The sequence below is a fragment of the Nocardioides sp. Z40_12 genome, from assembly GCF_058215795.1.
In genome coordinates this window covers 113,184-134,470 of sequence record NZ_JBZAJA010000008.1, presented here as the reverse complement: position 1 = coordinate 134,470, position 21,287 = coordinate 113,184, and the positions used below count along the sequence as shown (strand labels likewise).

20 protein-coding genes are annotated in these 21,287 nt (G+C 70.9%); 8 read left to right on the top strand and 12 right to left on the bottom strand.

All coding sequences use genetic code 11. The features are described from left to right. The first annotated feature begins 9 nt into the window (after positions 1-9). From AC4BG9_RS15555 to pknB, 4 genes are read left to right on the top strand one after another with little or no spacing between them, the layout of a single operon-like run. Positions 10-1,413, top strand: a complete 1,404-nt coding sequence (locus AC4BG9_RS15555; RefSeq protein ID WP_490572022.1) for an FtsW/RodA/SpoVE family cell cycle protein — start codon at positions 10-12, stop codon at positions 1,411-1,413. After that, positions 1,410-2,876 (top strand): peptidoglycan D,D-transpeptidase FtsI family protein, encoded by a 1,467-nt coding sequence (locus AC4BG9_RS15550; RefSeq protein WP_490572021.1) that lies wholly within the window; start codon positions 1,410-1,412, stop codon positions 2,874-2,876. Before AC4BG9_RS15555 ends, AC4BG9_RS15550 begins: the two co-directional genes overlap by 4 nt. After that, positions 2,873-4,489 (top strand): serine/threonine-protein kinase, encoded by a 1,617-nt coding sequence (locus AC4BG9_RS15545; RefSeq protein WP_490572020.1) that lies wholly within the window; start codon positions 2,873-2,875, stop codon positions 4,487-4,489. Before AC4BG9_RS15550 ends, AC4BG9_RS15545 begins: the two co-directional genes overlap by 4 nt. Further along, positions 4,489-6,285, top strand: a complete 1,797-nt coding sequence (gene pknB, locus AC4BG9_RS15540; RefSeq protein ID WP_490572019.1) for a Stk1 family PASTA domain-containing Ser/Thr kinase — start codon at positions 4,489-4,491, stop codon at positions 6,283-6,285. Before AC4BG9_RS15545 ends, pknB begins: the two co-directional genes overlap by 1 nt. A gap of 47 nt (positions 6,286-6,332) precedes the next feature. Here pknB and AC4BG9_RS15535 read toward each other — a convergent pair whose 3' ends face one another. Continuing rightward, the gene (locus tag AC4BG9_RS15535) at positions 6,333-7,085 is read right to left on the bottom strand and encodes a DUF881 domain-containing protein (protein WP_490572018.1); all 753 of its coding nucleotides are present in this window, start codon (positions 7,083-7,085) and stop codon (positions 6,333-6,335) included. Positions 7,086-7,134: 49 nt separating this feature from the next. Here AC4BG9_RS15535 and AC4BG9_RS15530 point away from each other — a divergent pair, with 49 nt between their 5' ends. Continuing rightward, positions 7,135-7,602, top strand: a complete 468-nt coding sequence (locus tag AC4BG9_RS15530; RefSeq protein WP_490572017.1) for a cell division protein CrgA — start codon at positions 7,135-7,137, stop codon at positions 7,600-7,602. 155 nt (positions 7,603-7,757) lie between these two features. Here AC4BG9_RS15530 and AC4BG9_RS15525 read toward each other — a convergent pair whose 3' ends face one another. Together AC4BG9_RS15525 and AC4BG9_RS15520 are read right to left on the bottom strand one after the other, a co-directional pair. Then, the gene (locus AC4BG9_RS15525; RefSeq protein ID WP_490572016.1) at positions 7,758-8,696 is read right to left on the bottom strand and encodes a rhomboid family intramembrane serine protease; all 939 of its coding nucleotides are present in this window, start codon (positions 8,694-8,696) and stop codon (positions 7,758-7,760) included. Positions 8,697-8,718: 22 nt separating this feature from the next. Next, the gene (locus tag AC4BG9_RS15520; protein ID WP_490572015.1) at positions 8,719-9,231 is read right to left on the bottom strand and encodes a peptidylprolyl isomerase; all 513 of its coding nucleotides are present in this window, start codon (positions 9,229-9,231) and stop codon (positions 8,719-8,721) included. Between the two features lie 145 nt (positions 9,232-9,376). Between AC4BG9_RS15520 and AC4BG9_RS15515 the strand changes: the two genes are divergently transcribed. Beyond that, complete coding sequence (locus AC4BG9_RS15515; protein ID WP_490572014.1) at positions 9,377-10,051, top strand: hypothetical protein; 675 nt, start codon at positions 9,377-9,379, stop codon at positions 10,049-10,051. A gap of 83 nt (positions 10,052-10,134) precedes the next feature. Here the strand turns inward: AC4BG9_RS15515 and AC4BG9_RS15510 are convergent, their stop codons facing one another. Genes AC4BG9_RS15510 through AC4BG9_RS15495 form a run of 4 tightly spaced genes read right to left on the bottom strand, consistent with a single transcriptional unit; the run spans position 10,135 to position 13,337 of the window. After that, on the bottom strand, positions 10,135-11,160 hold the full coding sequence (locus tag AC4BG9_RS15510) for a 1-acyl-sn-glycerol-3-phosphate acyltransferase (RefSeq protein WP_490572013.1): 1,026 nt from the start codon (positions 11,158-11,160) through the stop codon (positions 10,135-10,137). A gap of 10 nt (positions 11,161-11,170) precedes the next feature. Beyond that, positions 11,171-11,995 (bottom strand): patatin-like phospholipase family protein, encoded by an 825-nt coding sequence (locus AC4BG9_RS15505; RefSeq protein ID WP_490572012.1) that lies wholly within the window; start codon positions 11,993-11,995, stop codon positions 11,171-11,173. Positions 11,996-12,001: 6 nt separating this feature from the next. Then, on the bottom strand, positions 12,002-12,415 hold the full coding sequence (locus AC4BG9_RS15500) for a DUF3817 domain-containing protein (protein WP_490572011.1): 414 nt from the start codon (positions 12,413-12,415) through the stop codon (positions 12,002-12,004). 10 nt (positions 12,416-12,425) lie between these two features. After that, positions 12,426-13,337 (bottom strand): SURF1 family protein, encoded by a 912-nt coding sequence (locus AC4BG9_RS15495; RefSeq protein ID WP_490572010.1) that lies wholly within the window; start codon positions 13,335-13,337, stop codon positions 12,426-12,428. A 167-nt stretch (positions 13,338-13,504) separates the two neighbouring features. Between AC4BG9_RS15495 and AC4BG9_RS15490 the strand changes: the two genes are divergently transcribed. After that, the gene (locus tag AC4BG9_RS15490; protein ID WP_490572009.1) at positions 13,505-14,449 is read left to right on the top strand and encodes a sulfite exporter TauE/SafE family protein; all 945 of its coding nucleotides are present in this window, start codon (positions 13,505-13,507) and stop codon (positions 14,447-14,449) included. A gap of 340 nt (positions 14,450-14,789) precedes the next feature. Beyond that, positions 14,790-15,965, top strand: a complete 1,176-nt coding sequence (locus AC4BG9_RS15485) for a tyrosine-type recombinase/integrase (RefSeq protein WP_490572008.1) — start codon at positions 14,790-14,792, stop codon at positions 15,963-15,965. Positions 15,966-16,604: 639 nt separating this feature from the next. Here the strand turns inward: AC4BG9_RS15485 and AC4BG9_RS15480 are convergent. The 5 genes from AC4BG9_RS15480 to mobF form a co-directional block, all read right to left on the bottom strand. Beyond that, positions 16,605-17,117 carry a hypothetical protein gene (locus tag AC4BG9_RS15480; protein WP_490572007.1) on the bottom strand — a complete coding sequence of 171 codons (513 nt, stop codon included), beginning with the start codon at positions 17,115-17,117 and terminating at the stop codon, positions 16,605-16,607. After that, a complete protein-coding gene (locus AC4BG9_RS15475; protein ID WP_490572006.1) occupies positions 17,114-17,950 on the bottom strand; it encodes a TIGR04255 family protein in 837 nt (278 codons plus the stop codon). Before AC4BG9_RS15475 ends, AC4BG9_RS15480 begins: the two co-directional genes overlap by 4 nt. 29 nt (positions 17,951-17,979) lie before the next feature. Next, positions 17,980-18,177: a helix-turn-helix domain-containing protein gene (locus AC4BG9_RS15470; protein WP_490572005.1), complete on the bottom strand. Its 198-nt coding sequence runs from the start codon at positions 18,175-18,177 to the stop codon at positions 17,980-17,982. Further along, positions 18,170-18,409, bottom strand: coding sequence for a PLC family EF-hand domain-containing protein (locus AC4BG9_RS15465; RefSeq protein WP_490572004.1), 240 nt, complete (start codon positions 18,407-18,409; stop codon positions 18,170-18,172). Before AC4BG9_RS15465 ends, AC4BG9_RS15470 begins: the two co-directional genes overlap by 8 nt. Before the next feature lie 169 nt (positions 18,410-18,578). Then, positions 18,579-21,278, bottom strand: a complete 2,700-nt coding sequence (gene mobF / locus AC4BG9_RS15460; protein WP_490572108.1) for a MobF family relaxase — start codon at positions 21,276-21,278, stop codon at positions 18,579-18,581. Positions 21,279-21,287: the final 9 nt, after the last annotated feature.

The following is a 21,287-nucleotide window of genomic DNA, read 5'->3' as shown; positions in this document are numbered from 1 at the left end:
TCGTCCGAGATGAGCCAGACAGGTGCCCTGATGGGCTTCGTGCACCGCCGCCGGCGGGGCGCGGAGCTCTTCCTGCTCGTGCTCGCGCTCGTGGTGGGCATCGGCGCCTACGCGGCTGTCGGCCTCGGCGTCGACGGCGAGGTCCCGGTCAACCTGGTCGGCTACGGCGGGTGGCTGACCGTGCTGGTCCTCGCCGCGCACTTCACCCTGCGCTTCTTCGCCCCGTACGCCGACCCGGTGCTGCTGCCGGTGGTGGCCGCCCTCAACGGGCTCGGCCTCGCGGTGATCTACCGGCTCGACCTGGCCAAGGAGGCGGCCGGCCGGTCCCACGACTTCGCCCAGCAGCAGCTGATCTGGATGACCCTGGGGGTGGGCCTCTTCGTCGCCACCCTGGTGCTGGTCCGCGACCACCGGGTGCTGCAGCGGTTCACCTACACCAGCTCGCTGGTCGCGGTGATCCTGCTGCTGCTGCCGATGGTGCCGGGGCTCGGCCGGGAGATCTACGGCGCCCGGATCTGGATCCGGCTCGGCCCGCTCAGCTTCCAGCCGGGCGAGGTGGCCAAGGTGCTGCTGGTGGTGGGGATCGCCGGCTACCTGGTGCTGCACCGCGACGCGCTCGCGCTGGCCGGTCGCCGGCTGCTCTTCCTGGACCTGCCCCGCGGCCGCGACCTGGGGCCGATCCTGATGATGTGGCTGGTCAGCCTGGGGATCCTGGTCTTCCAGCGCGACCTGGGGTCCAGCCTCCTCTTCTTCGGCCTCTTCCTGGTGATGCTCTACGTCGCGACCGAGCGGCCCGGGTGGCCGATCGTGGGCATCGGCCTGTTCGCCGTCGGTGCCTTCGCCGGCTACCAGCTCTTCGGTCACGTCCGCAACCGCTTCAACATCTGGCTCGACCCGATGGCCTACTACGACAAGACCCCCGGCTCCGGACAGCTGGTCGAAGGACTCTTCGGGATGGGCTGGGGCGGCCTGATCGGCCGCGGCTTCGGCGAGGGCCGGCCCGACCGCATCCCGCTGGCGGAGTCGGACTTCATCATCGCCGCGATCGGCGAGGAGCTCGGCCTGACCGGCGTGATGGCCGTCCTGGTGCTCTACGGCCTGATCGTCGAGCGCGCCCTGCGCACCGCCCTGATCTGTCGCGACGGTTTCGGCAAGCTGGTCGCCACCGGCCTGGCCTCGATCTTCGCGCTGCAGGTCTTCGTGGTCGTCGGCGGCGTCACCGGCCTGATCCCGCTCACCGGCCTCACCACCCCGTTCCTCTCCTACGGCGGTTCGTCCCTGGTGGCCAACTGGGTCATCATCGCCCTGATCGCCCGGATCTCCGACCAGGCCCGGCGCCCTCCGCCGGACCTCTCCCCGCAGGCCGCGGGAACCGGTGACGACGACGCGACCCAGGTGGTGAGACTGCGATGAACAAGCCCATCCGGACCGTCGCGGGCTTCTGCCTGCTCCTCTTCCTCGCACTGCTGGTCAACGCCAGCTACCTCCAGTACTGGCGCGCCGGCGAGCTGGCCGAGGACCCCCAGAACCGGCGCATCATCGAGGCCGCCTTCTCCCGCGAGCGCGGCGCGATCCTGGTCGGCCGGCAGGCGATCGCGGAGTCGGTGCCCTCCGACGACAAGTACGAGTTCCAGCGGGTCTACCCCAAGCCGTTCCTGTACGCCCCGATCACCGGCGCCTTCACCTACTTCAGCCAGACCGGGCTGGAGCGCAGCGAGAACGACGTGCTCTCCGGCGAGGACTCCCGGCTCTTCGTGACCCGGCTGATCGACATGCTGAGCAGCACCGAGCCCCAGGGTGGCAGCGTCCAGACGACGATCAACCCGGCCGCCCAGCAGGCCGCCTTCGACGGCCTCTCCGCGCTGCCCGGCGACGTGGAGGGCGCCGTGGTCGCCCTGGAGCCGTCGACCGGCAAGGTGCTGGCCATGGTCTCGCTGCCCACCTACGACCCCAACCGGCTGGCCAGCCACCGGCTCGGCGAGGTGACCGCGGCCCAGAAGGAGCTGCAGGAGGCCCCGGGCGACCCGCTGCTCAACCGGGCCACCAGCACCCGCCTGCCCCCCGGCTCGGTCTTCAAGCTGGTGACCGCCGCGGCCGCGATGGAGCACGCCGGCTACACCGCCGACTCGAAGGTCCCGGGCGGCGCGACCTACCAGCTGCCGCTGACCAGCGACGAGACCGGGCTGATCGGCAACGAGGGCCGTTCCTGCGGCACCGGCCCGATCCCCTTCACCCAGGCCATGGAGAACTCCTGCAACACCACCTTCGCCGCGCTCGCCGTCGAGGTGGGCGCCGAGGGGATGATCGAGCAGGCCGAAGCCTTCGGCTTCAACAAGAAGTACCTGGAGGACCTGCCGCAGGCCACCTCGGTCTTCCCCACCCAGCTCGACGAGGCCCAGCTCGGCCAGACCGGGATCGGCCAGTTCGAGGTCGCGGCCACCCCGCTGCAGATGGCGATGGTGGCCGCCGGGATCGGCAACGGCGGCTCGGTGATGACCCCCTACCTGGTCGACAAGGTCAGCTCCCCCAGCCTGCAGGTGCTCGACCAGACCGAGCCGAAGGAGCTGAACAAGGCCGTCTCCTCCTCGACCGCGCGGGACCTCACCGAGCTCCTGGTCGCCACGGTCGACAGCGGCACCGCCTCGCCGGCGGCGATCCCGGGTGTCTCGGTGGCCGGCAAGACGGGGACGGCCCAGAGCGGCCAGCCCGAGGTGCCGCCGTACGCGTGGTTCGTCTCCTTCGCCCCGGCCGTGGATCCCCAGGTCGCGGTCGCGGTGATGATCCAGAAGGCCGACATCCCGCGCGGCGAGATTGCAGGCGGCCGCCTCGGCGGGCCGATCGCGAAGGCAGTGATGGAAGCGGTGATCACCCAGTGAGCGACCACGACGAGCCCCCCACCCAGAGCATGGAGGGCCCGGGCGGCCCCGGCCCGGAGCGCTGGGTCGACGACGCGCACCGGTACCGCCTCGACTCCCGGATCGCCACCGGCGGCATGGGCGAGGTCTGGCGGGCGACCGACACGGTGCTCGAGCGGCCGGTGGCGGTCAAGCTGCTGAAGGCCGAGTACGCCGACGACGCGACGTTCCGGTCCCGGTTCGAGACCGAGGCCCGGCACGCCGCGTCCCTGGCCCACCAGGGCATCGCGGCGGTCTACGACTTCGGCGAGGCCGGCACCCGTGACGGGTCGGGCGCGGCCCGCCCCTTCCTGGTGATGGAGCTGGTCGAGGGCCAGCCGCTCTCGGCGCTGCTCCGCTCGGGGGTCCCCCTGGATCCCGACGTCACCCGCGACCTGCTCGCCCAGGTCGGCGACGCCCTGGGCGTCGCCCACCGGGCCGGCATCGTGCACCGCGACGTGAAGCCCGCCAACCTGCTGGTCACCCCCGACCGCCGGGTCAAGGTCACCGACTTCGGCATCGCCCGGGCGGCCGAGGGGATGGCGCTGACCCAGACCGGCCAGGTGATGGGCACCCCGCAGTACCTCTCCCCCGAGCAGGCCGAGGGGGGCCGGGCCACCCCCGCCTCCGACGTCTACTCGCTCGGCGTGGTCGCCTTCGAGTGCCTGGCCGGACGCCGCCCGTTCGAGGCCGACAGCCCGGTCGCCACCGCGCTGGCCCACCTCAGGCAGCCGGTCCCCGAGCTGCCCGAGGACGTGCCGCGCCCGTTGGCCGCGGTGGTGCGCCGCGCCCTGGCCAAGGACCCCCAGGACCGGTTCGCCGACGGGGCGGCCTTCGCCGCCGCGCTGCGCGACCCGGTGGCCTACGCCGGCACGGTGCCCGTCCACGAGCCGCTGACCACCGTGCTGCCCCCGCCGGGCGACGTCGCCCCGACGGGGGTGCTGCCCGCCACCACCGCGACGACCGTGGGCCCGCCGGCGACCGGGGAGCTGCCCGCCCAGCCGGAGCAGGGGCGCCCCTCGTGGCCGCTCGCCGTGGCCGGGGTGCTGCTGCTGGCCCTGCTGGGGGGAGCCGCGTGGTGGTGGCTCACCCAGGACGACCAGGAGCCCGAGGAGCCGGTCCGGCCCGCCCGGTCGCAGAGCCCCTCGCCGACCCAGGAGGCCACCGAGGACGAGTCGGTCGTGGTCCGGGCCTCCGACTACGTCGGGCGCGACGTGCGCGAGGTGGCCCGCGAGCTCTCCCGGCTCGGGCTGCAGGTGGTGCGCGACGAACGGACCAACCCCGGCGAGGAGACCGCCGGCGAGGTGATCTCGGTGAACCCCACGGGCTCGCTGGCGCGCGGCGACCGGGTCACGGTGGCCTACTGGGGCTCGGCGCCGGAGCCGACGCAGGAGCCGACTCCCACCCAGGAGCCCACCCCGACCCAGGACCCGACGCCCACCCCCACCCCGACACCCACGCCCGAGCCGACCCCGACCCCCACGCCCGAGCCGACCCCGACGCCGACCCCGACGCCGGAGCCCACGGCCCCCACCGCTGAAGAGACCCCCGCGTCGCCGGACGACGCGTTCGACCCCACCCCGAGAGGCGATTGATGAGCAAGGCAGGGCCGACCGTCGTCGGCGGCCGCTACGAGCTGGGCGAGCTGCTCGGCCGCGGCGGCATGGCCGAGGTCCGCAAGGGCACCGACACCAGGCTCGGCCGCACCGTCGCGGTCAAGAGGCTGCGCACCGACCTGGCCAGCGACGCCACGTTCCAGGCCAGGTTCCGCCGGGAGGCGCAGTCGTCGGCCTCGCTCAACCATCCCTCCATCGTCAGCGTCTACGACACCGGCGAGGAGTGGACCGAGGACGGCTCGCCCGAGGGCAGGGTCTCCCAGCCCTACATCGTGATGGAGTACGTCGCTGGGCGCACCCTGCGCGACATCCTGCGCGAGGGCCGCAAGATCCTGCCCGAGCGTGCGCTGGAGATCACCAGCGACGTGCTGGGTGCCCTGGACTACAGCCACCGGGCTGGCATCATCCACCGCGACATCAAGCCGGGCAACGTCATGCTCACCCCCAGCGGCGACGTGAAGGTGATGGACTTCGGCATCGCCCGGGCCGTCTCGGACGCTGCGAACACGATGACCCAGACGGCGGCGGTGGTCGGCACCGCGCAGTACCTCTCCCCCGAGCAGGCCCGCGGCGAGACGGTCGACTCCCGGTCCGACGTCTACTCCACCGGCTGCCTCCTCTACGAGCTCCTCACCGGCCGGCCGCCGTTCGTCGGCGAGAGCCCGGTCGCCGTCGCCTACCAGCACGTCCGCGAGCCGGCCCAGCCCCCGTCGGTCCACGACCCCGACCTGACGCCCGAGATCGACGCGATCGTGCTCAAGGCGCTGGCCAAGCGGGTCGAGGACCGCTACCAGAGCGCGGCGGCGATGCGGACCGACATCGAGCGCTACCTCGCCGGGCAGGCGGTGCAGGCGGCCCCGGTCCCGGCACCGCCCACCGCCCCGGTGCCCGCGACGACCGCCCCGACCGCGGTGGCCCCGGCCCCGCCCGGCCTCCCGCCCCAGGCCTCCCGCACCCGCAAGGGGCCCCTGGTGGTGATCGCGCTGGTCGCCCTGCTGGTGATCGCGCTGGCCGCCTACGTGATCCCGAGGCTGTTCGCCGACGAGACCGAGGAGGTGCGCGTCCCCGACCTGATCGGCCTCAGCGAGTCCGAGGCCCGCGCGGAGATCCGCGACGCCGGCCTGGTGGTCGGCAGGGTCGACCACGAGCCGTCCACCGACGCCGCGGCCGACGAGGTGATCCGGCAGGAGCCCAACGACGTCTACGTCGAGGAGGGGTCCACGATCAGCTTCGTGGTCTCCACCGGTGCCCCGATGGTGGAGGTCCCCTTCCTGGTGGGCCAGGACCGGCGGGAGGCCCGCGACGTGCTGCGCAACCGCAAGCTCAAGGTCAAGTTCGAGGAGCGGGAGTCCGACGAGCCGGCCGGCCAGGTGGTCGAGATCAGCCCGGCCGCCGGTGAGCAGGTCCCCGAGGGGACCGTGGTCACCCTCTTCTTCTCCGACGGGCCCGAGCAGATCCCCCAGCTGGTCGGGATGCGCCGCCGCGCGGCCGAGAAGGTGGTCATCGACACCGGGTTCGTGCCGGAGGTCGTGGAGACCACCGAGACCACCGAGCCCCGGGGCACCGTGGTGCGCCAGACCCCCGAGGCGGGTCGCGAGGCGCCCGAGGGCAGCACGGTCGTCATCTACGTCTCGGTCTACGAGGAGCCGGTCGAGGAGCCCACCCCCACCCCGCTGCCGCCGACCGAGATCCCGACCGAGGTCCCGACGCCGTTGCCGCCCACCGAGGTCCCGACGCCGACGCTTCCGCCGCCGCCCGAAGGTCCGACCGGCTAGCCAACGAGTCCGAGCCCTACGTCGACCTCGGCCACGCCGGTTCCGGGTCAGTCGACGATCGGCTTGGCGTAGTTGAGGTCGAGGAGACCCTCGTAGGCGGGGGCGGTCTTGAAGTCCTCGACCTTGACGTCCCAGCCGACCAGGACCGACGGGTCCTGGGCGGCGGAGCGGTAGGCCTGGAGGTAGGCGTCGCCCTCCAGGGCCCGCAGGATGTCGAGCTGGTCGCCGATCGCGGTGATCACGTAGGGCGGGGAGTAGGGCACGCCCTGGAGCTGGACGGTGTTGCCGCTGCACTTGATGCCGGTGGTGGAGATGATCCGCTGACCCTGGAGGGTGACCGCGGTGGCACCGCCCTTCCACATCGCGTTGACCACCGCCTGGAGGTCCTGCTGGTGCACCACCAGCTCGTCGACCGTCTCGGTGGTGGCCTGCTCCAGCAGCTCGGGTGGCGCGTCGTCGAGGACGACGGTCACCGCGGGCCCGGAGCGGGGCGTCAGGCCGGCCGGGTCCTCGAGGAGGTCGATCTCGGCGTTGTAGCGGTTGACCGTCCGGTCGCCGAGGCTCTGGGTGAGCGCCTCGTTCTCGGCGGTGAGCTCGGCGAAGCGGGCGGTGAGCGCGTTGGCCTCGTCGGACTCCGCCTCGACGAAGGAGGCGAGGTCGGTGTAGCGGGAGGGACGCAGGTCGGCACCCTCGCTGTTGCCCGCGCTGACCGCGAAGAGCACGCCGCTGAGCAGGATGACCAGGGGTGTGCCGACCCGCCATCCCCGCCGCTCGGGGGACTCGTCGGTCCTGGGCTCCATGGCGACTACGCTAGCCTCGCCCACCAACAATCCACGAGGAGCACCCACGGTGTCCAAGACCAACGCCAACCGGCAGTCGACCGACGAGCGGAAGGGCCGATCCGTCCCCTGGGCCTTCATGCTCGCGATCCTGCTGGTGGCCGGCGGCATCGCCTGGATCGCCTACTACTACGTGGTGGTGCGGGTCGACCCGACTGCCGTTCCCCCCGCCGAGCCCGGCGGCCCGGCCTTCCTCGCCGACCTGGGCAAGTGGAACTACGCGATCGGCTTCGGCGCCCTGATGCTGGGTCTCGCGCTGGCGTCGTCCCCCTCCTCCCCCCTGGGCCGCGGCAACGGCGTGGTGGTCGGGATGCTGACCTGCTTCCTGCTCGGCCTGGTCTGGATCTGCGTCTTCTACATCTTCAGCGGCGACAAGCTCTCCGACCTGTGGGTGCTCAACGACCTGGGCAACTACAACCTGATGGTCGGCATCGCCTTCATGGCGGTGGGCTTCACCTACGCCACCAAGTGGGAGTGACCGGCCTCCTGGCCGAGGCCGCACCCGCGGCATGAGCGCAGCACCCGGGACCCCGTGGGGGTCCCGGGTGTTTCCACATCTGGGGAGAGACCTGTGGAGAGTTACACGCGTGTAGTTATGCACAGGTTCTCCCCACCTGTGGAGAGAGCGGGACCTCAGCCGAGCACGGCCGCGCGGGTCGCGAAGGCGACCGCCAGAGCCACCAGGATCAGCCCGACGCCCGCCCACTGCCACGCGGCGCGGCGCGGGCCTCGGGGGGCCCAGATGAAGACGGCGGTCGCCAGCGCGCCGCCGGCGAGCCCGCCGAGGTGGCCCTCCCAGGAGATCCCGGGGAAGGTGAAGGTGAAGACGAGGTTGAGCGCCAGCAGGGTGAGGACGCCGCGCAGGTCACCGCCCACCTTGAAGGAGAGCACGGCGAGCGCGCCGATCAGGCCGAAGACGCCGCCGGAGGCACCCAGGGTGCTGCCGCCGGGGTCGGCCAGCCAGAAGACGGTGGCGCCCCCGGTCAGCGTGGAGAGCAGGTAGACCGCCAGGAAGCGGACCCGGCCCAGGGCCGCCTCGACCGCCGGCCCGAGGACCCACAGCCCGAGGCAGTTGAGCGCCACGTGCCAGATGTCGATGTGGACGAAGCCGTGGGTCACCGCCATCCACCACGCCCCGTCGGCGAGTCCGGTGGCCCAGAAGGTGTCGGGCACCGACGCGCACGCGTCCTCCCCGACGCCGCGGAAGTAGCTGGTGGGCGACCCCTCGAGCGCGCAGCGCCCCTGGGGCAGCAGCATCAGCCGGGAGGCCAGCCACGAGTCCCGCCCGCCGGTGACCAGCACGCTGACCCAGACCGCGAGGTTGATGCCGATCAGCACCAGGGAGGTCTGGGCCGGGTTCGCGGAGCGGCTCCCGCCGTAGGCGGCCCGGCCGCTGCGGGTCGACTTCGCGCCCTCGGCGACGCACTCGGGGCACTGGAAGCCCACGGCCGCGTCCCGCATGCAGTCCGGGCAGATCGGGCGATCGCACCGCTGGCACCGGACGTAGGTCTCGCGACCGGGGTGCCGGTAGCAGACGGGCACCCCGGTCGCGGGGACGGACGGCTCGCTCACAGGGGGGAGGTGGCCGGAGTCGTCAGCGCGAGATCTCGACCGACTCGATGACGATCGGCTCCTTGGGGCGGTCCATGGCCCCCGTGGGAGCCTTGGCGATCGCGTCGACCACGTCGCGCGAGGCCTGGTCGGCGACCTCGCCGAAGATGGTGTGCTTCATGTTGAGGTGCGGCGTGGGGGTCACGGTGATGAAGAACTGCGACCCGTTGGTGCCCGGCCCGGCGTTGGCCATCGCCAGCAGGTAGGGCTTGTCGAAGACGAGCTCGGGGTGCACCTCATCCTTGAAGGTGTAGCCCGGACCACCCGTGCCGCGGCCCAGCGGACAGCCGCCCTGGATCATGAAGCCGTCGATGACCCGGTGGAAGGTCAGGCCGTCGTAGAAACGCTCGCCGGAGCGGCCGGCGTCGTCCCGGTACTCCTTGGTCCCCTCCGCGAGCCCGACGAAGTTCTCGACGGTCTCCGGGGCGTGGTTCGGGAACAGGTTGATGACGATGTCACCCTTGTTCGTCTTCAGGGTGGCCTTCAGGTCAGCCATGACTGCCTCTCGCTCAAGTGGGTACACATGGAGTTGCTGCCCGATCTTCCCACGCCCCCCAAAGGGTCCGAGGCGCGACCAGAGCCCTGGCCCCGTCCACGGCGGGCATGGTGAGATGGGAAAACACCTCAGAAAGGTTGATCACATGCACATCCGCAGGCAGAAGACACTGCTGGAGAAGGCCCAGATCAAGGCCCAGGACGTCGCCGAGCAGGTCCGGCCCCAGGTCGAGGCGGCTCTGGTGACCGCCCGCACCACGGCCCAGGACGCGCGGACCCAGGCTGCGCCCTACGTCACCCAGGGCAAGATCGTCGCGGCCGACAAGGCGGTCGTCGCTGCGGAGAAGGCCCAGGTCGCGGCCGGCAAGGCCTCGGTCGCCGCCGGCGCCGCCGCCGCCCGGGCGGCCGCGTTGGCCGCCGAAAAGGCGGAGTCCGTCAAGCAGGTGGCCGGTGAGAAGTCCGCCGCGCTGCGGGGCGAGCAGCCCAAGAAGGGCGGCAAGCTCAAGAAGCTGCTGCTGGTCTCGCTGGTCCTGGCGGCCGGCGGCGCCCTCTTCAGCAAGCTGCGCGGGGGCAAGGAGGAGAAGTGGCAGAGCTCCTACGTGCCGACCCCGCCGCCGTCCCCGGCCGGCGCGTCCGGTGCGGCCGGCGTGGGTGCGGTCGGCGGCGCGCACGCCGCCGGCGAGGGTGAGGACGTGGTCGGCTCCGAGCCGGGCGAGGCCCTGGCCGACGCCTCGGCCGAGCCGCACGCCGCGACCACCCCGGACGCCCCCGCCGACGTGGTCGACCTCAGCGACGTCCCCGGCGACGCCCCCCGTCCCTGACGTCTCCGGGACGCAGGTCGCAGGCGGGCTCCGGCTCGTCGAGGCGGCCGTCCCGACTTCCGCAACGCCCCGCTGAGCCCGGCTCAGCGGGGCGTCGGCGTCCGGTCCCCGGGGCGGTTCTCCTCGACCCACTCGTCGATCCGCTCCCACCAGGCGAAGAGCCACTCGATCCGCGCCTCGTGCTCGGTGGGGATCTCCTCGCGCGACACCTGCCACCAGCGCATCACGATCTCCTTGTCCATCGGCAGCTCGCGCCACACGTCGCCGACGGTCAGCAGGTGGTCGAGCCCGGTGTGGGCGACCATCAGGACGTCGGCCTCGGGGGCGGCGTCCAGGGCGGCCAGGAAGCCGCCGGGGCGCGGGGCCAGCACGTGGATCATCGCCTCCGCGCGAGCGGCCATCCGGTGGAGCCCCAGCCCCTGGAGCCGGGCGATGGCCTTCTCCCGGCGCGCGGGGGTGAAGTTGCCGCCCTCGGGGAAGATGACGAACGCGTCGTCGACGTCCAGGTCGCGGGCCAGCGCGGCGACCTGCGCCTCGGACTCGGCACCGCCCCCGGTGGAGATGAAGCGCGCGGGCAGCCGGTGCAGCAGCACCGAGATCGCTGGGTCCCAGGCCAGGGTGTCCTTGAGCACCACCCGGGGCTCGCGGGCGTACCAGTGCATCAGGGCGTACATCAGGGTGAAGGAGTCGCCGGGTCCGGCGTGCCGGCAACAGACCAGCACCGGGGCGTCGGGCGACCGGGAGGGGTCGGGGCCGTCGGTGCGGATGCGCAGGGCCAGCACCCGCCGCGCCTCCCGGAAGAGGACGACCAGGAGCCCCTCGACGAGCTCGTAGTGGATGCCCGCCCAGTAGGGCGAACGGATGGTGCGACCCAGGCCGCTGGCCAGCCAGAAGGCCAGCAGCACCACCAGCAGCAGCGCCTCGGCGCTGAGGTAGAGCAGGGCGAGCCAGGCGATCCGCAGCAGCCGCCACCGGCCCGGGAGCAGCGGTGAGAGCATCGCGGCGGCGATCAGCCACAACGGCAGCGAGATCCAGGCCAGCACGGCGGCGCCCACCACGACGGGGGCGACCAGGAACCGCTGCAGCACCCAGGCCCGACGGGGGCTCACCGGCGCGTCCTCACGCGAGCTTCTGGGCGAGGTAGTCGCGCGCCGACTCGTAGGTCGCGGCGATCCGCGCCTCGACGCTCGCGAAGTCACGGTGGGCCAGCAGCGAGTCGTCGCGCGGCGACGTCCCGGCCGCGGGCAGCACGTGGGCCTCCACCCCGTCCGGCAGGGCGGCCATCTCGCGCACGAAGCGGTGCCGCCGGGCGATCTCGAAGGAGACCCGGGCCACCTCGAGGGCGGTGGAGGGCGCGGTGAGCGGCCGGTCGAAGCGACCGACCTGGAGCACGAAGACGCGGGTCGCCCCCAGCTCGACGGCCCGGCCGACCGGGACGGAGTTGACCAGGCCGCCGTCGAGGTAGTGCTCCTCGCCGATCCTGGCCGGGGGCAGCAGCCCCGGCACCGCGGCGCTGGCGACCACCGCGTCGACCACCGGGCCGGAGTCGAACCAGTGCTCGGCCGCGCTCTCGATGTGGGAGGCGCACACCTGGAACCTGACGGGGAGCTCCTCGAAGGTGACGTCCCCGAGCTCCTCGCGCAGCAACCGGGCCAGCGGCCGGGAGGAGTAGACGTGGGTGCGGGTGACGAGGGCACGCCGGACGGTGCGCAGCGGCCGGTCGCCGTAGACCTCGCGGTTGCGCGCGGCGGCCACCCACAGGCGGGTGAGCCGCTCCACGACCGGCGGCGTCGGATCCTGCGCGACCAGCGCGCCGTTGAGGGCGCCGATGCTGGTGCCGACCACCAGGTCGGGGACGATCCCGCGCTCGAGCAGGGCGCGGAGCATCCCCACCTCCACGGCGCCCAGCACCCCTCCGCCCCCGAGCACGAACGCCGTGGTCACCGCCGGCTAACCGACCCGCTCGCGGGGCGCCGGCGGTGCGGCGAGCTCGTCGGCGAACTCGGCCCGGACCTTGGCCGTCGCCCGGCGCTCGGACCAGAAGGAGAGCACCGGGACGGTGCCCATCAGGAGCGTCACGACCATGAAGCCGAGGCTCCAGTTGGCCTTGCGCGCCAGCGAGAAGGCGAAGATCAGGAAGATCATGTAGAGCCAGCCGTGCAGGGTGCCCAGCCAGCCGGTGATGAACTCGCCGAGCTCGTCGGCCCGGCTGCCCTCGTCGAACCAGTTGGGCGTGGTGGGGACGAACCCCCACATCGAGGTCCCGTCGAAGTTGGACAGCGGGACACCCACCAGGCACAGGACGATCAGGAGGACGCCGACGACCCAGGCCATGACCCGGTAACGCGTGAGTGCTGCTTTCACGGTCCCGAGATTACCGGCCGCCGGCAAGGGTGCCGGAGGCCTCTTCGCCGGGTCCGCCGACGGGTCCCACGCCCGGCTCGCCGCCGGTGTCCCCGGACTCGGGAACGGTCTCGGAGTCAGGCTCGGGGCCGGTCTCGGGGCCGGTCTCGGGGTCGGTCTCGGGGTCGGTCTCGGCGGCGCGCGCCCGGGCCACCTCGTCGGCGCACCAGCGCCACCAGATGAAGGCGGCGAAGGCCGCGAAGACCCACCACTCGATGCCGTAGAGCAGGTTGCGCAGGCCCGTCGTCCGGGCGGTCTCGGGGAGCTGGGCGAGGTCGGCCGGGACCAGGCCCTGCACCGCGTCGCTCGGCACCTCGCCGGAGTGGTCCAGGACCAGGAAGGCGCCGTAGAGGTCCTGGTCGACGTGCTGGATGGCGTCGGCGATCCGCAGCTGGGGCAGGACGTCGTCGGTGCGGTCCTCGTCCGTGACGCCGGTGCTGCCCTCGGGCGGCTGGAGCCAGCCAGTGAGCTCCGCGCGACCCCGGGGAGGGTCGGGGAGCCGGTCGAGGTCGGCGAACCACCCGCGCACCACCAGGAGCGCCGCGGGGTGGTCGGCATCCTCGACCGCGAGCGGGGTGACCGCCCAGAAGCCGTCCTCCCCGTCCTGGCGCCGGCCGGAGACCACGACCGTGCCCTCGGGGACCCAGGTCCCCTCGACCTTCACCGGCCGCCCGACCTCGGACTTGGGGAAGGGCTGGTCGGGTCCCAGGGCGTCGGCCAGCGGCACGGGCGCCAGCTCGGAGCGCCCCACGGCGGCGTCGCTGCGCTGCTCCTGCCAGGACCCCATCTGCCAGAGACCGAGCCAGACCGCGGTGGCGACCAGGACGACGGCGAGCAGGTGAGCGCCCCACGCGACGGGGCGCAACAGCGGGTGGGAGAGCACGTCACGAGCGTAGGCGGCGGGCCGAAGCGGGGCTTTCGCCGGGCTCGAAGGGGCCCCGCGGGCTGAGACCGAGGCCACGCCTCGCCGGGCCGCGGGGAGTGGACGTGCGACCACCAATCAGGCACACTCTAGTGAGTTAATGGACTTTGCTTGAAAGGCATCCCTTCATGCTCCTCATCGCCGCCTTCGCCGTCGCAGGTGCCCTCGCCCAGCTGGTCGACGGCACCCTGGGGATGGGGTTCGGGGTCACCTCCGCCACGGTCCTGCTCTTCCTCGGCGTCGCGCCGGCCACCGCGAGCGCGGCGACGCACGCCGCCAAGCTGCCCACCACCCTGGTCAGCGGGCTCTCCCACTGGCAGGTCGGCAACGTCGACAAGGGCGTCCTGGTCCGCATCGCCCTGCCCGGCATGGTCGGCGGCTTCCTGGGGGCGGTGGTGCTGACCAACATCAGCCTCGCCTCGGCCAAGACCTGGATGGCGGGGCTGCTGATCTTCTTCGGTGTCCTGATCTTCCTGAAGTTCGGCTTCGACCGCAGCGTCATCCGCACCCCGAAGAACGGGAGCACCGCCCGCTGGCTCTCCCCGATCGGCCTGCTCGGCGGCTTCGTCGACGCCACCGGCGGCGGTGGCTGGGGCCCCGTGGTCACCCCGAGCCTGCTCACAGTGACCTCCCACGAGCCGCGCAAGGTCGTCGGCACGGTCAGCCTGGCGGAGTTCATGGTCGCCATCTCGGTCTCCGCCGGCTTCCTGGTCGGCATCGCCCACCAGGACATCCCGTGGCTCTACGTGCTGGGCCTGTGCCTGGGCGGTGTGGCGATGGCGCCCATCGCGGCCCGGCTCGCCGGCAAGCTCCCGCACGCCCCGATGGGCACGCTGGTCGGCGGCCTGGTCATCCTGACCAACGGGATCACCATCATCTCCAGCATGGGCGGCCTGCCGCTGGCCGTCGACATCGTCCTCATCCTCCTCACCGTCGTGGTGACCAGCGTCGTGGCGTGGAAGGCGTGGGGCCGGGAGCGGATCGCTCGGGCTGCCGGGGAGTCCCGCGAGGAGGACGCTCTGGTCGGCGGCCCGGCCGAGGCACGCGGGGCCGGCAGCCCGGCCGAGGGCTGAGAGGCCGTCGGGCCCAGAAACGCACGGCGCTTCCCCCTCCCCCCACGGCCCGACCAGAGTGAGCAGGGGGGTTGGACCCCGAAAGGCCCCGAAAATGAAGAAAGGCCCGGGGTGGAGCCCCCAGGCCTTTCAGTGGAGCCTAGGGGACTCGAACCCCTAACCCCCTGCTTGCAAATCGACTCTGAGCAGGCGCACTATGGCTCTGACCTGCGGAAATGCGGGACGAGAGTGGACAGAATTCCCCCACAGGGGCCATTCTTTCCCCCACCAGTCCCCCACAGGGACTCCCGTTGATAACCCAGCAGGGGGTTAGGAATCGGGTCCGGAGAAGGGTTCCAGCATGACCAGGCGACGCGGTTTCGGCGAGGTCGAGCGGCGGGTGAGCGCGGCCGGGAAGGTCACGCACCGGGCGCGCTACGCGATGCCCGACGGCATCCGCCACTCACGGACCCTGACGACCAAAATGGACGCCGAGGCGTGGCTGGTCGCCGAGCGGCTCCTCATCGACCGGGAGCAGTGGACTCCGCCGGCGGCGCGCCAGGCGGCCGAGTCGAAGCGGCAGGCTGCCGCGACCAGCAACACGGTCGGCTCGTTCGCCGAGCGCTTCTTGAACGAGCGGGGGCTGCGGCCGACGACTCAGCGAAACTATCGGCTGCTGCTGAAGTCTCGGATTCTTCCGTACTTCGGTGTGATGCCGCTGACCGAGGTCACGCTCTCAGAGATCAAGCAATGGCGCGCCTCGCTCGATCCCGTCACCGAGTCCAGCAACGCCGCCGCGTACCGGCTCCTCCGAGCGATCCTCCAGTCCGCCGAGGAGGAAGAGCTGATCTTCCGCGCGCCCCCCAAGATCCGCGGCGCCGGCTCAGCTCGAGTGAAGAGAGTCGCCGTCCCCGCCACACTCGACGAGCTCGCCACAATCGTGGATGACATGCCCGAGCGGCTACGGCTGCTCATCGTCCTTGCCGGCTTCGTCGGCCTCCGTCAGGGCGAGCTGCTGGAGCTGCGACGCTCCGACGTCGACGGAGTCAGCGACCGCATCAGCGTCACCCGAAAGGTCGACAAGGACGTCATACCCGGGGCCAGCGGCGCCTGCCGCGAGTGCGGCAGGGTCATCAGCACGCCGAAGACGGCCAGCGGTGTGCGCGTCGTGCATGTGCCGCCGCCGTTCCTGCCCATGCTGCAGAAGCACCTGCTCGAGCATTGTGCTGCGGGAGCCTCCGGTCTGCTCTTTCCTGGTGACCGCACAGACCACATGAGTGTCCGGTACCTGATGGATCGCTACCGCCCTGCTCGAGAGTCTGCCGGCCGCCCGGACCTGACTATCCACCATCTCCGGCACACCGCACTGACCCTCGCTGGCCAGCACGGGGCGACAGCCGCCGAACTGCAGGCCCGAGCCGGCCACGCCTCCCAAACCGCGATGGCGATCTACCAGCACGCCACCCTCGACCGCGACAGGTCGCTTGCCGAGAAGATCGGTGCGACGTACGAGGCTTGGCGCAAGAGTCGATCGTAGTCTGGAGCGAATTGTCGTCGATTTGACGGAGTCGCGGCGATGACGTCTGCCTCGAATTCGCTCCAAATCGAACCCCTTGTTGCTCACCTCGGGTCGGTGTAGCAATCGCGAAGCGCTCCGGGGAAGTCGCTGAACTAAGTCATGACTCCGTCGCGCTCTTCATTGCCTACCCCTCGGGGCAGTTGGGGTCTTCCGGCACCCACCGATATGAGTCGATGATGCGGTCCCTGATCGCCCGTTTCTCAGCTTTGGGCTGCGCGGCCGAGCGAGTCCGCACCAACGCATGCGCCTTACCCATCAACTCATCGTCGTCGTCATCGTGATGGACGACTCCTCCGACTTGAAACGTCTCCGCGCCTTCAGACTTTCGGGCGCTGCGGACGACCGCTGTCTCAAACTCAACAGCGTGGTACCGATCCCAGTCGCACACGTCGACCCTAGGAACCTGTAGTTCGCTCCGAACCGAGTCGCGATGGACGGACATACCATCGCCGTCATCGAAGATGAGAGCGCCCGACTTTAGTTCGGCGGTCTTCGTGGTGAGGTTCCGCACCACGCAGTCCGGGACTCGTCGAACCCTTCTCAACAGCAGGTCCTCGTCTGGGACAGCCTCACGATCGTCCCAGTGCCACTCGGCATTCACGCGGAACGGGGCGCGGCCCCTTGGCTGAACAGCAACCGCCAGCCCGGATTGACCGAGTTCACAAGGGCTGTCATGTCTCGCAGGTGGCGGCGCAGCTGAACTGTGGACGTGCCCTCGTACAGCGTCGCGCCGCGACGAAGACGCACGCGGAAATCGGTCTCACCGTTGTCCGCTGTATGGATTTCGATGATCTTGTTGTCCGCTCGCCATTCGGCTATCAGTCCACCCTCGCCATCGCCTGAAAGCGCTGGGTAGACAGAGTCTGTAGCGAGGACATCACGAAGTACGTCCAGCATGCAGAACCGCGCCGCCGGTGAAGGCTGCGGCTCCGAAACGGCAAGCAGATCAGCCGCAAGTTGCTGCAATTCCTGGATGGCGTGCGCGTAGGCGGGGGAGTTCCACGTCTGGCGCTTGCTAGCAACTGAGGGAGACAGATGAACCCACGTCTGGGGCTTGACCTGATGGCGCGGTTGCCACATCTGCTGGTGACGCTCCGAGTGCATGCTCATCCTTGCCTCCCCCATTGCTGTTGCATCTCTTCGCTAGTGATCTCGACGAACTTCTTGATGAGTAGATCATGCGCTTTGTCGAGCCCACCCAACCGCATTCCCTCAGCGGGACCATCCGTTTCGGTGTTCATCATCAAGTTCACGCCGTCTTCGTCTACGTCAACACTTACCCAAAGCCCGCAACCGTTGAGCTCGTCGTCATCGCACATGTGCAATCGCAAGCCAGAGTACCGAGTCTTAAGCGCAACCTCAGGCAAGCCTGGACGCCAGCCCGTCAGGAAGCCCAAGAGCGAACTTGCACCCAGCGAATCATCAAGGCGGTTCTGATAGTGGCACTCAGCACCAACAACGCTTAACTGCTGTTCCGTCTCTTGTTTCACCACGCCTGCGAACTGGTCCAGCCTGGAGGAGAGGTCGCTAGACAGCTGCTCGAACCCCGGATACTGGTTGCCTTCAGTGAACCGCCACGATCGGACCAGGCGATCGTTTTGGAACGCGACGGTCCCTGAGTTGTCGGAACTCCCGAACATTAGGTACGGAAACGGCCACGCTTGGTCGACGCGAAGCACGGACGTCTCGTCGCCGCCTCGATTTTGCGGGCGCAAAGGAGGGAGCTCTGCTGTCTCTGAGTACTCGGCTCGCCAAGCCTCTCGAAGGGCGGAGAAGTGGCTTACCTGTAGACCTTGGACAGGTTCGAAGTAGACCGTCAGGTCCACGCCCCTGACAGGCGGGCTGCTGAACCGGGGGTCAGCCAAAGCCTTCGCCCCTTCGGGAAGTCGCCACGTCGCGAGCGTAGCGCACCGACTGATGTGGCCGTGGAACGTCTCGCGCATCCGCAGTCGTCAGTTCTAGAGCCTTGCTGTCATCCTCGCGTGGTGGGAATCTGCCTAGGCGCGGCCTCGAGGTCTTCGAGTTTGATCCGGATGGCGCGTTTGCCGCAGCGGTACGCCGGCAGGGTGCCGGCTGCGATCCAGCGCCGGATGGTCTTGACCGAGACCGACATGGCCTCGGCTGCCTCCTCAAGGCTGAGGTAGACGGGGACCGCGCGACGCTCAGCCATCGGAACGCACCTCGGCTCGCGAGACCGTGGCCGAGGCGAGGAATCGTCGGGCCTCGGCGACGGTTATGTAGAGCCGGCCGACGCCTTGGAAGCGGGTCCACCGTGGGCCGACGCCGCGTCGGCGCCAGTCGCGGACGGTGCGCTGCGGCGTGCGGATGAGCTCGCAGAACTCCTCGAACAAGATCAGGTTGTTGTCGTCCCAGTCGTCCGGGATGCCGATGGGTGTCGCCATCACTTCACCTCTCTCCGTGGCCGCCGACTGGTTCGGCGACTCATAGCTGGAGAAGCAACACGTCGCTCGGCGGATCGGTCGACTGTGACCGCTGCTGTCGAGACCCGGGGCTCTCCTGGTCTCCTATGTCGTCCGGGCTGGTCCGGGCGATCACGTGGCGTGGAGGTGGTCAGCGGCCGATCCCGTGGGAGGGCGGTTGCGGAGCGGGGATTGGGTGGGGTGGACTTCGAGGACCGTCTCGCAGCACCGTGGCCTGCAGCGCAGCGTCGGGAGGCTGCGCGTTCGGTCCATACCGGTCGATGTCCTGCGCGGCCCTCTCGGCGGCGCGCCTGGGGCCGAGGTCGGCGCGGTCACGGCTGAAGACCTCTGTCCATTGGCTGCGCGCCTCATCGACGGACGCGGCCACGAGGTGCGCGGTGTTGCGGTGGCGGCCGCGGGTCATGCCCACGTAGGCAGAGGCGGCCCCGGTCGCTTCCCCGAGCGCGAGGTGGGCGGCGTCGACGGTCTCGCCCTGGGCGCCGTAAGCGGTGGTGGTGAAGGCGAGTTCGACGTGCTCGTGGACGTACGTGGCGGGCAGAGTGCGTTGGCCGGCGCGGCCGGTGACGAGCAGACTGCCGTCATCGCCGACTCCGGCCACGGTCCAGGTGTCACGGTTGGCCACTCCGAGGTCGCGGTGATTGCGTCTGGTCGCGACCCGGTCGTTGAGAGCGATCCGCTCACCGCGGCGGGTGATCGACTCACCAGCTCGCTCACCATGGCGCCCCCCAGATCCCTCGTCGGTGGCGTGGCGACGGTCGCGGATTGCTGCGTTGAGCGCACCGACCTGATCGCGGGTGTCGGCGATGATGAGCTGGTCACCCTTGTCGGCATGGGCGGCGCCGATCGCGGCCAGGGCCGCCGTGCGTTCGACCTCGCTGGCATGGAGGATGACCTCGCCGCGTTCGAGTAGCGCGTCGAAGACCTCACCGGCACGTTCGCCGCTCCGCATGAGCAGGCTGAGGTCGGCGTATGCGGGATCGCTGAACCGGTGCACCGACTCGAGCTCGTGGTGCGCCTCGGGTCGGGCCCAGCGTGCGGCGAGGTCGAGGACGCCTCCGCGGCCGACAGCGGGGAGCTGGTGGCGGTCGCCGACGAGCGCGATGGTGGCGTGTGCTCGGTCGGCGATGGCGAACAGGGCGCGGGCGGTGTCTTGGTTGAGCATGCCGGCTTCGTCGATGAGGAGGACGTCGCCGGGGAGCAGACGTGCGCGGGCCTCGGGTGTGGCGTCGGTCCGCGACCAATGGCCGTCCTCATCCCACCGGTAGCCGTGCTGGTGGACGAGCCAGGCCACGGAGAAGGCGTCTGAGCCGACCTGCTGCTGCGCCGCTTGGGCTGCCTTGAGCGTTGGCGCAACGACCACGAGTCGGCGATTGCCGTCGTCGAGTGCATCGCGTGTGGCGGCCAGGGTGGCGGTCTTGCCGGTGCCGGCTGCGCCTTCGATCACGATCAGACCGGCGTCGCCGGCGAGGGCCGCGACGACGCGCCGTTGCGTGGGGTCGAGGTGCGCGAGGCCGCTGAGCCGGGCCGCGTTACTGATGGGCCGGGCGGAGCGTGACGCGATGCTGTCGACCAGCTCTGCCTCGACATCGAGGACGCGCTCGGAGGTCAAACTGCGGACGTGCTCCGGGACGTCGTCCCGTTTCAGCAGGGGCACGCATCGTGCCCGGGCGCGCTGGGCGATGTCTTCAACCAGCTCGTGCCGGACGGGTCGATCGGCGACCACGCCGATGGAGGCGATGAGCCGTTCGGTCTCGCCGCGGATGTCTGCGGCGTTCCAGGCCGACCGTTTGGCGCCGAGTCGGGTGAGCACGAGGTCGGCGGCGACGTTGCGGTTGATCCGGCCGATCTGCAGGCCGGGCTCTGTCGCGGGGCTGGTCGGTGGGGTGAAGCCGAGGTCGTGGAGTTCACTGTTCCACGCGGCGACGAGGTCGGCGCCGCTGTGCGGTACGACCTTGTCGGGTCGGGCGTCCACCCAGGCGCGGCGGTCCCAGGTACGGCGCAGCCGCGGCCCGGGCTCCTGGTCGGGGTGCAGGACCCGCCAGGTGGCCTCGTAGCGGTCGACGTTGCGGTTGATCTGTGCCGCGCGCTGACTGAAACCGCCGGTGTACGGCGCGAGCTGCTGGATCTCACCGTCGTCGTCGAGCGTGTAGCCACGCGCAGCAAGGACGGTCCGGAACTCGGGGTCGCACATCACGGCGGCGTGACCGATGCCGTTCAGCGCCTCGATGCTGTCCACGACGCCGACCGAGTGCAGTCCGCGCCACGCGCCACGCGCGAAGACGCGGGCGTTGATCTGCACGTGGAGGTGGCGGTGCGGGTCGCCGGCGCGCGAGGTGTAGTGACGAACGACAGCGGCCTCGACCTTCTCCACCGGGACCTGCACTTGGCGGCCGCGTGGTCCGACGCGGGTGGTGGCGTGGTCGGCCACCCACCCGATCACCTCGCCTGCGGCCCGGTCCATCGCCGCGTCGTAGGCCGTCGCGATGTCGGGGTGCAGTGCCGCGGCCAGCGACCAGGACTTCGGCCCGTTGACGACGACCTCGACGAACCGCAACGCGTGTGTGTCGTCACGTAGCCGGCCCTTGGCTGCGCCGGTCAGCACGTCGTAGCCGGCAACCCATCGCTCGTAGGCGTCACCGTCAAGCGTCCCCCCGTCCTGAACTGCGGAAACACCGCGTCCCCCCTCCCCCAGCGGAGTCGTGGCGACGTAGCGCTCGGCAACCCCGGTGCCCTCGGCCAGGTAGTAGTCGTCCACTCGTGAGCGGTCCGCCTCCACGTTGGAGCGCGCGGCGGACGCAGAGCCGCGGTAGAACTTCACTCCACCGTGCATCGCCCTCGT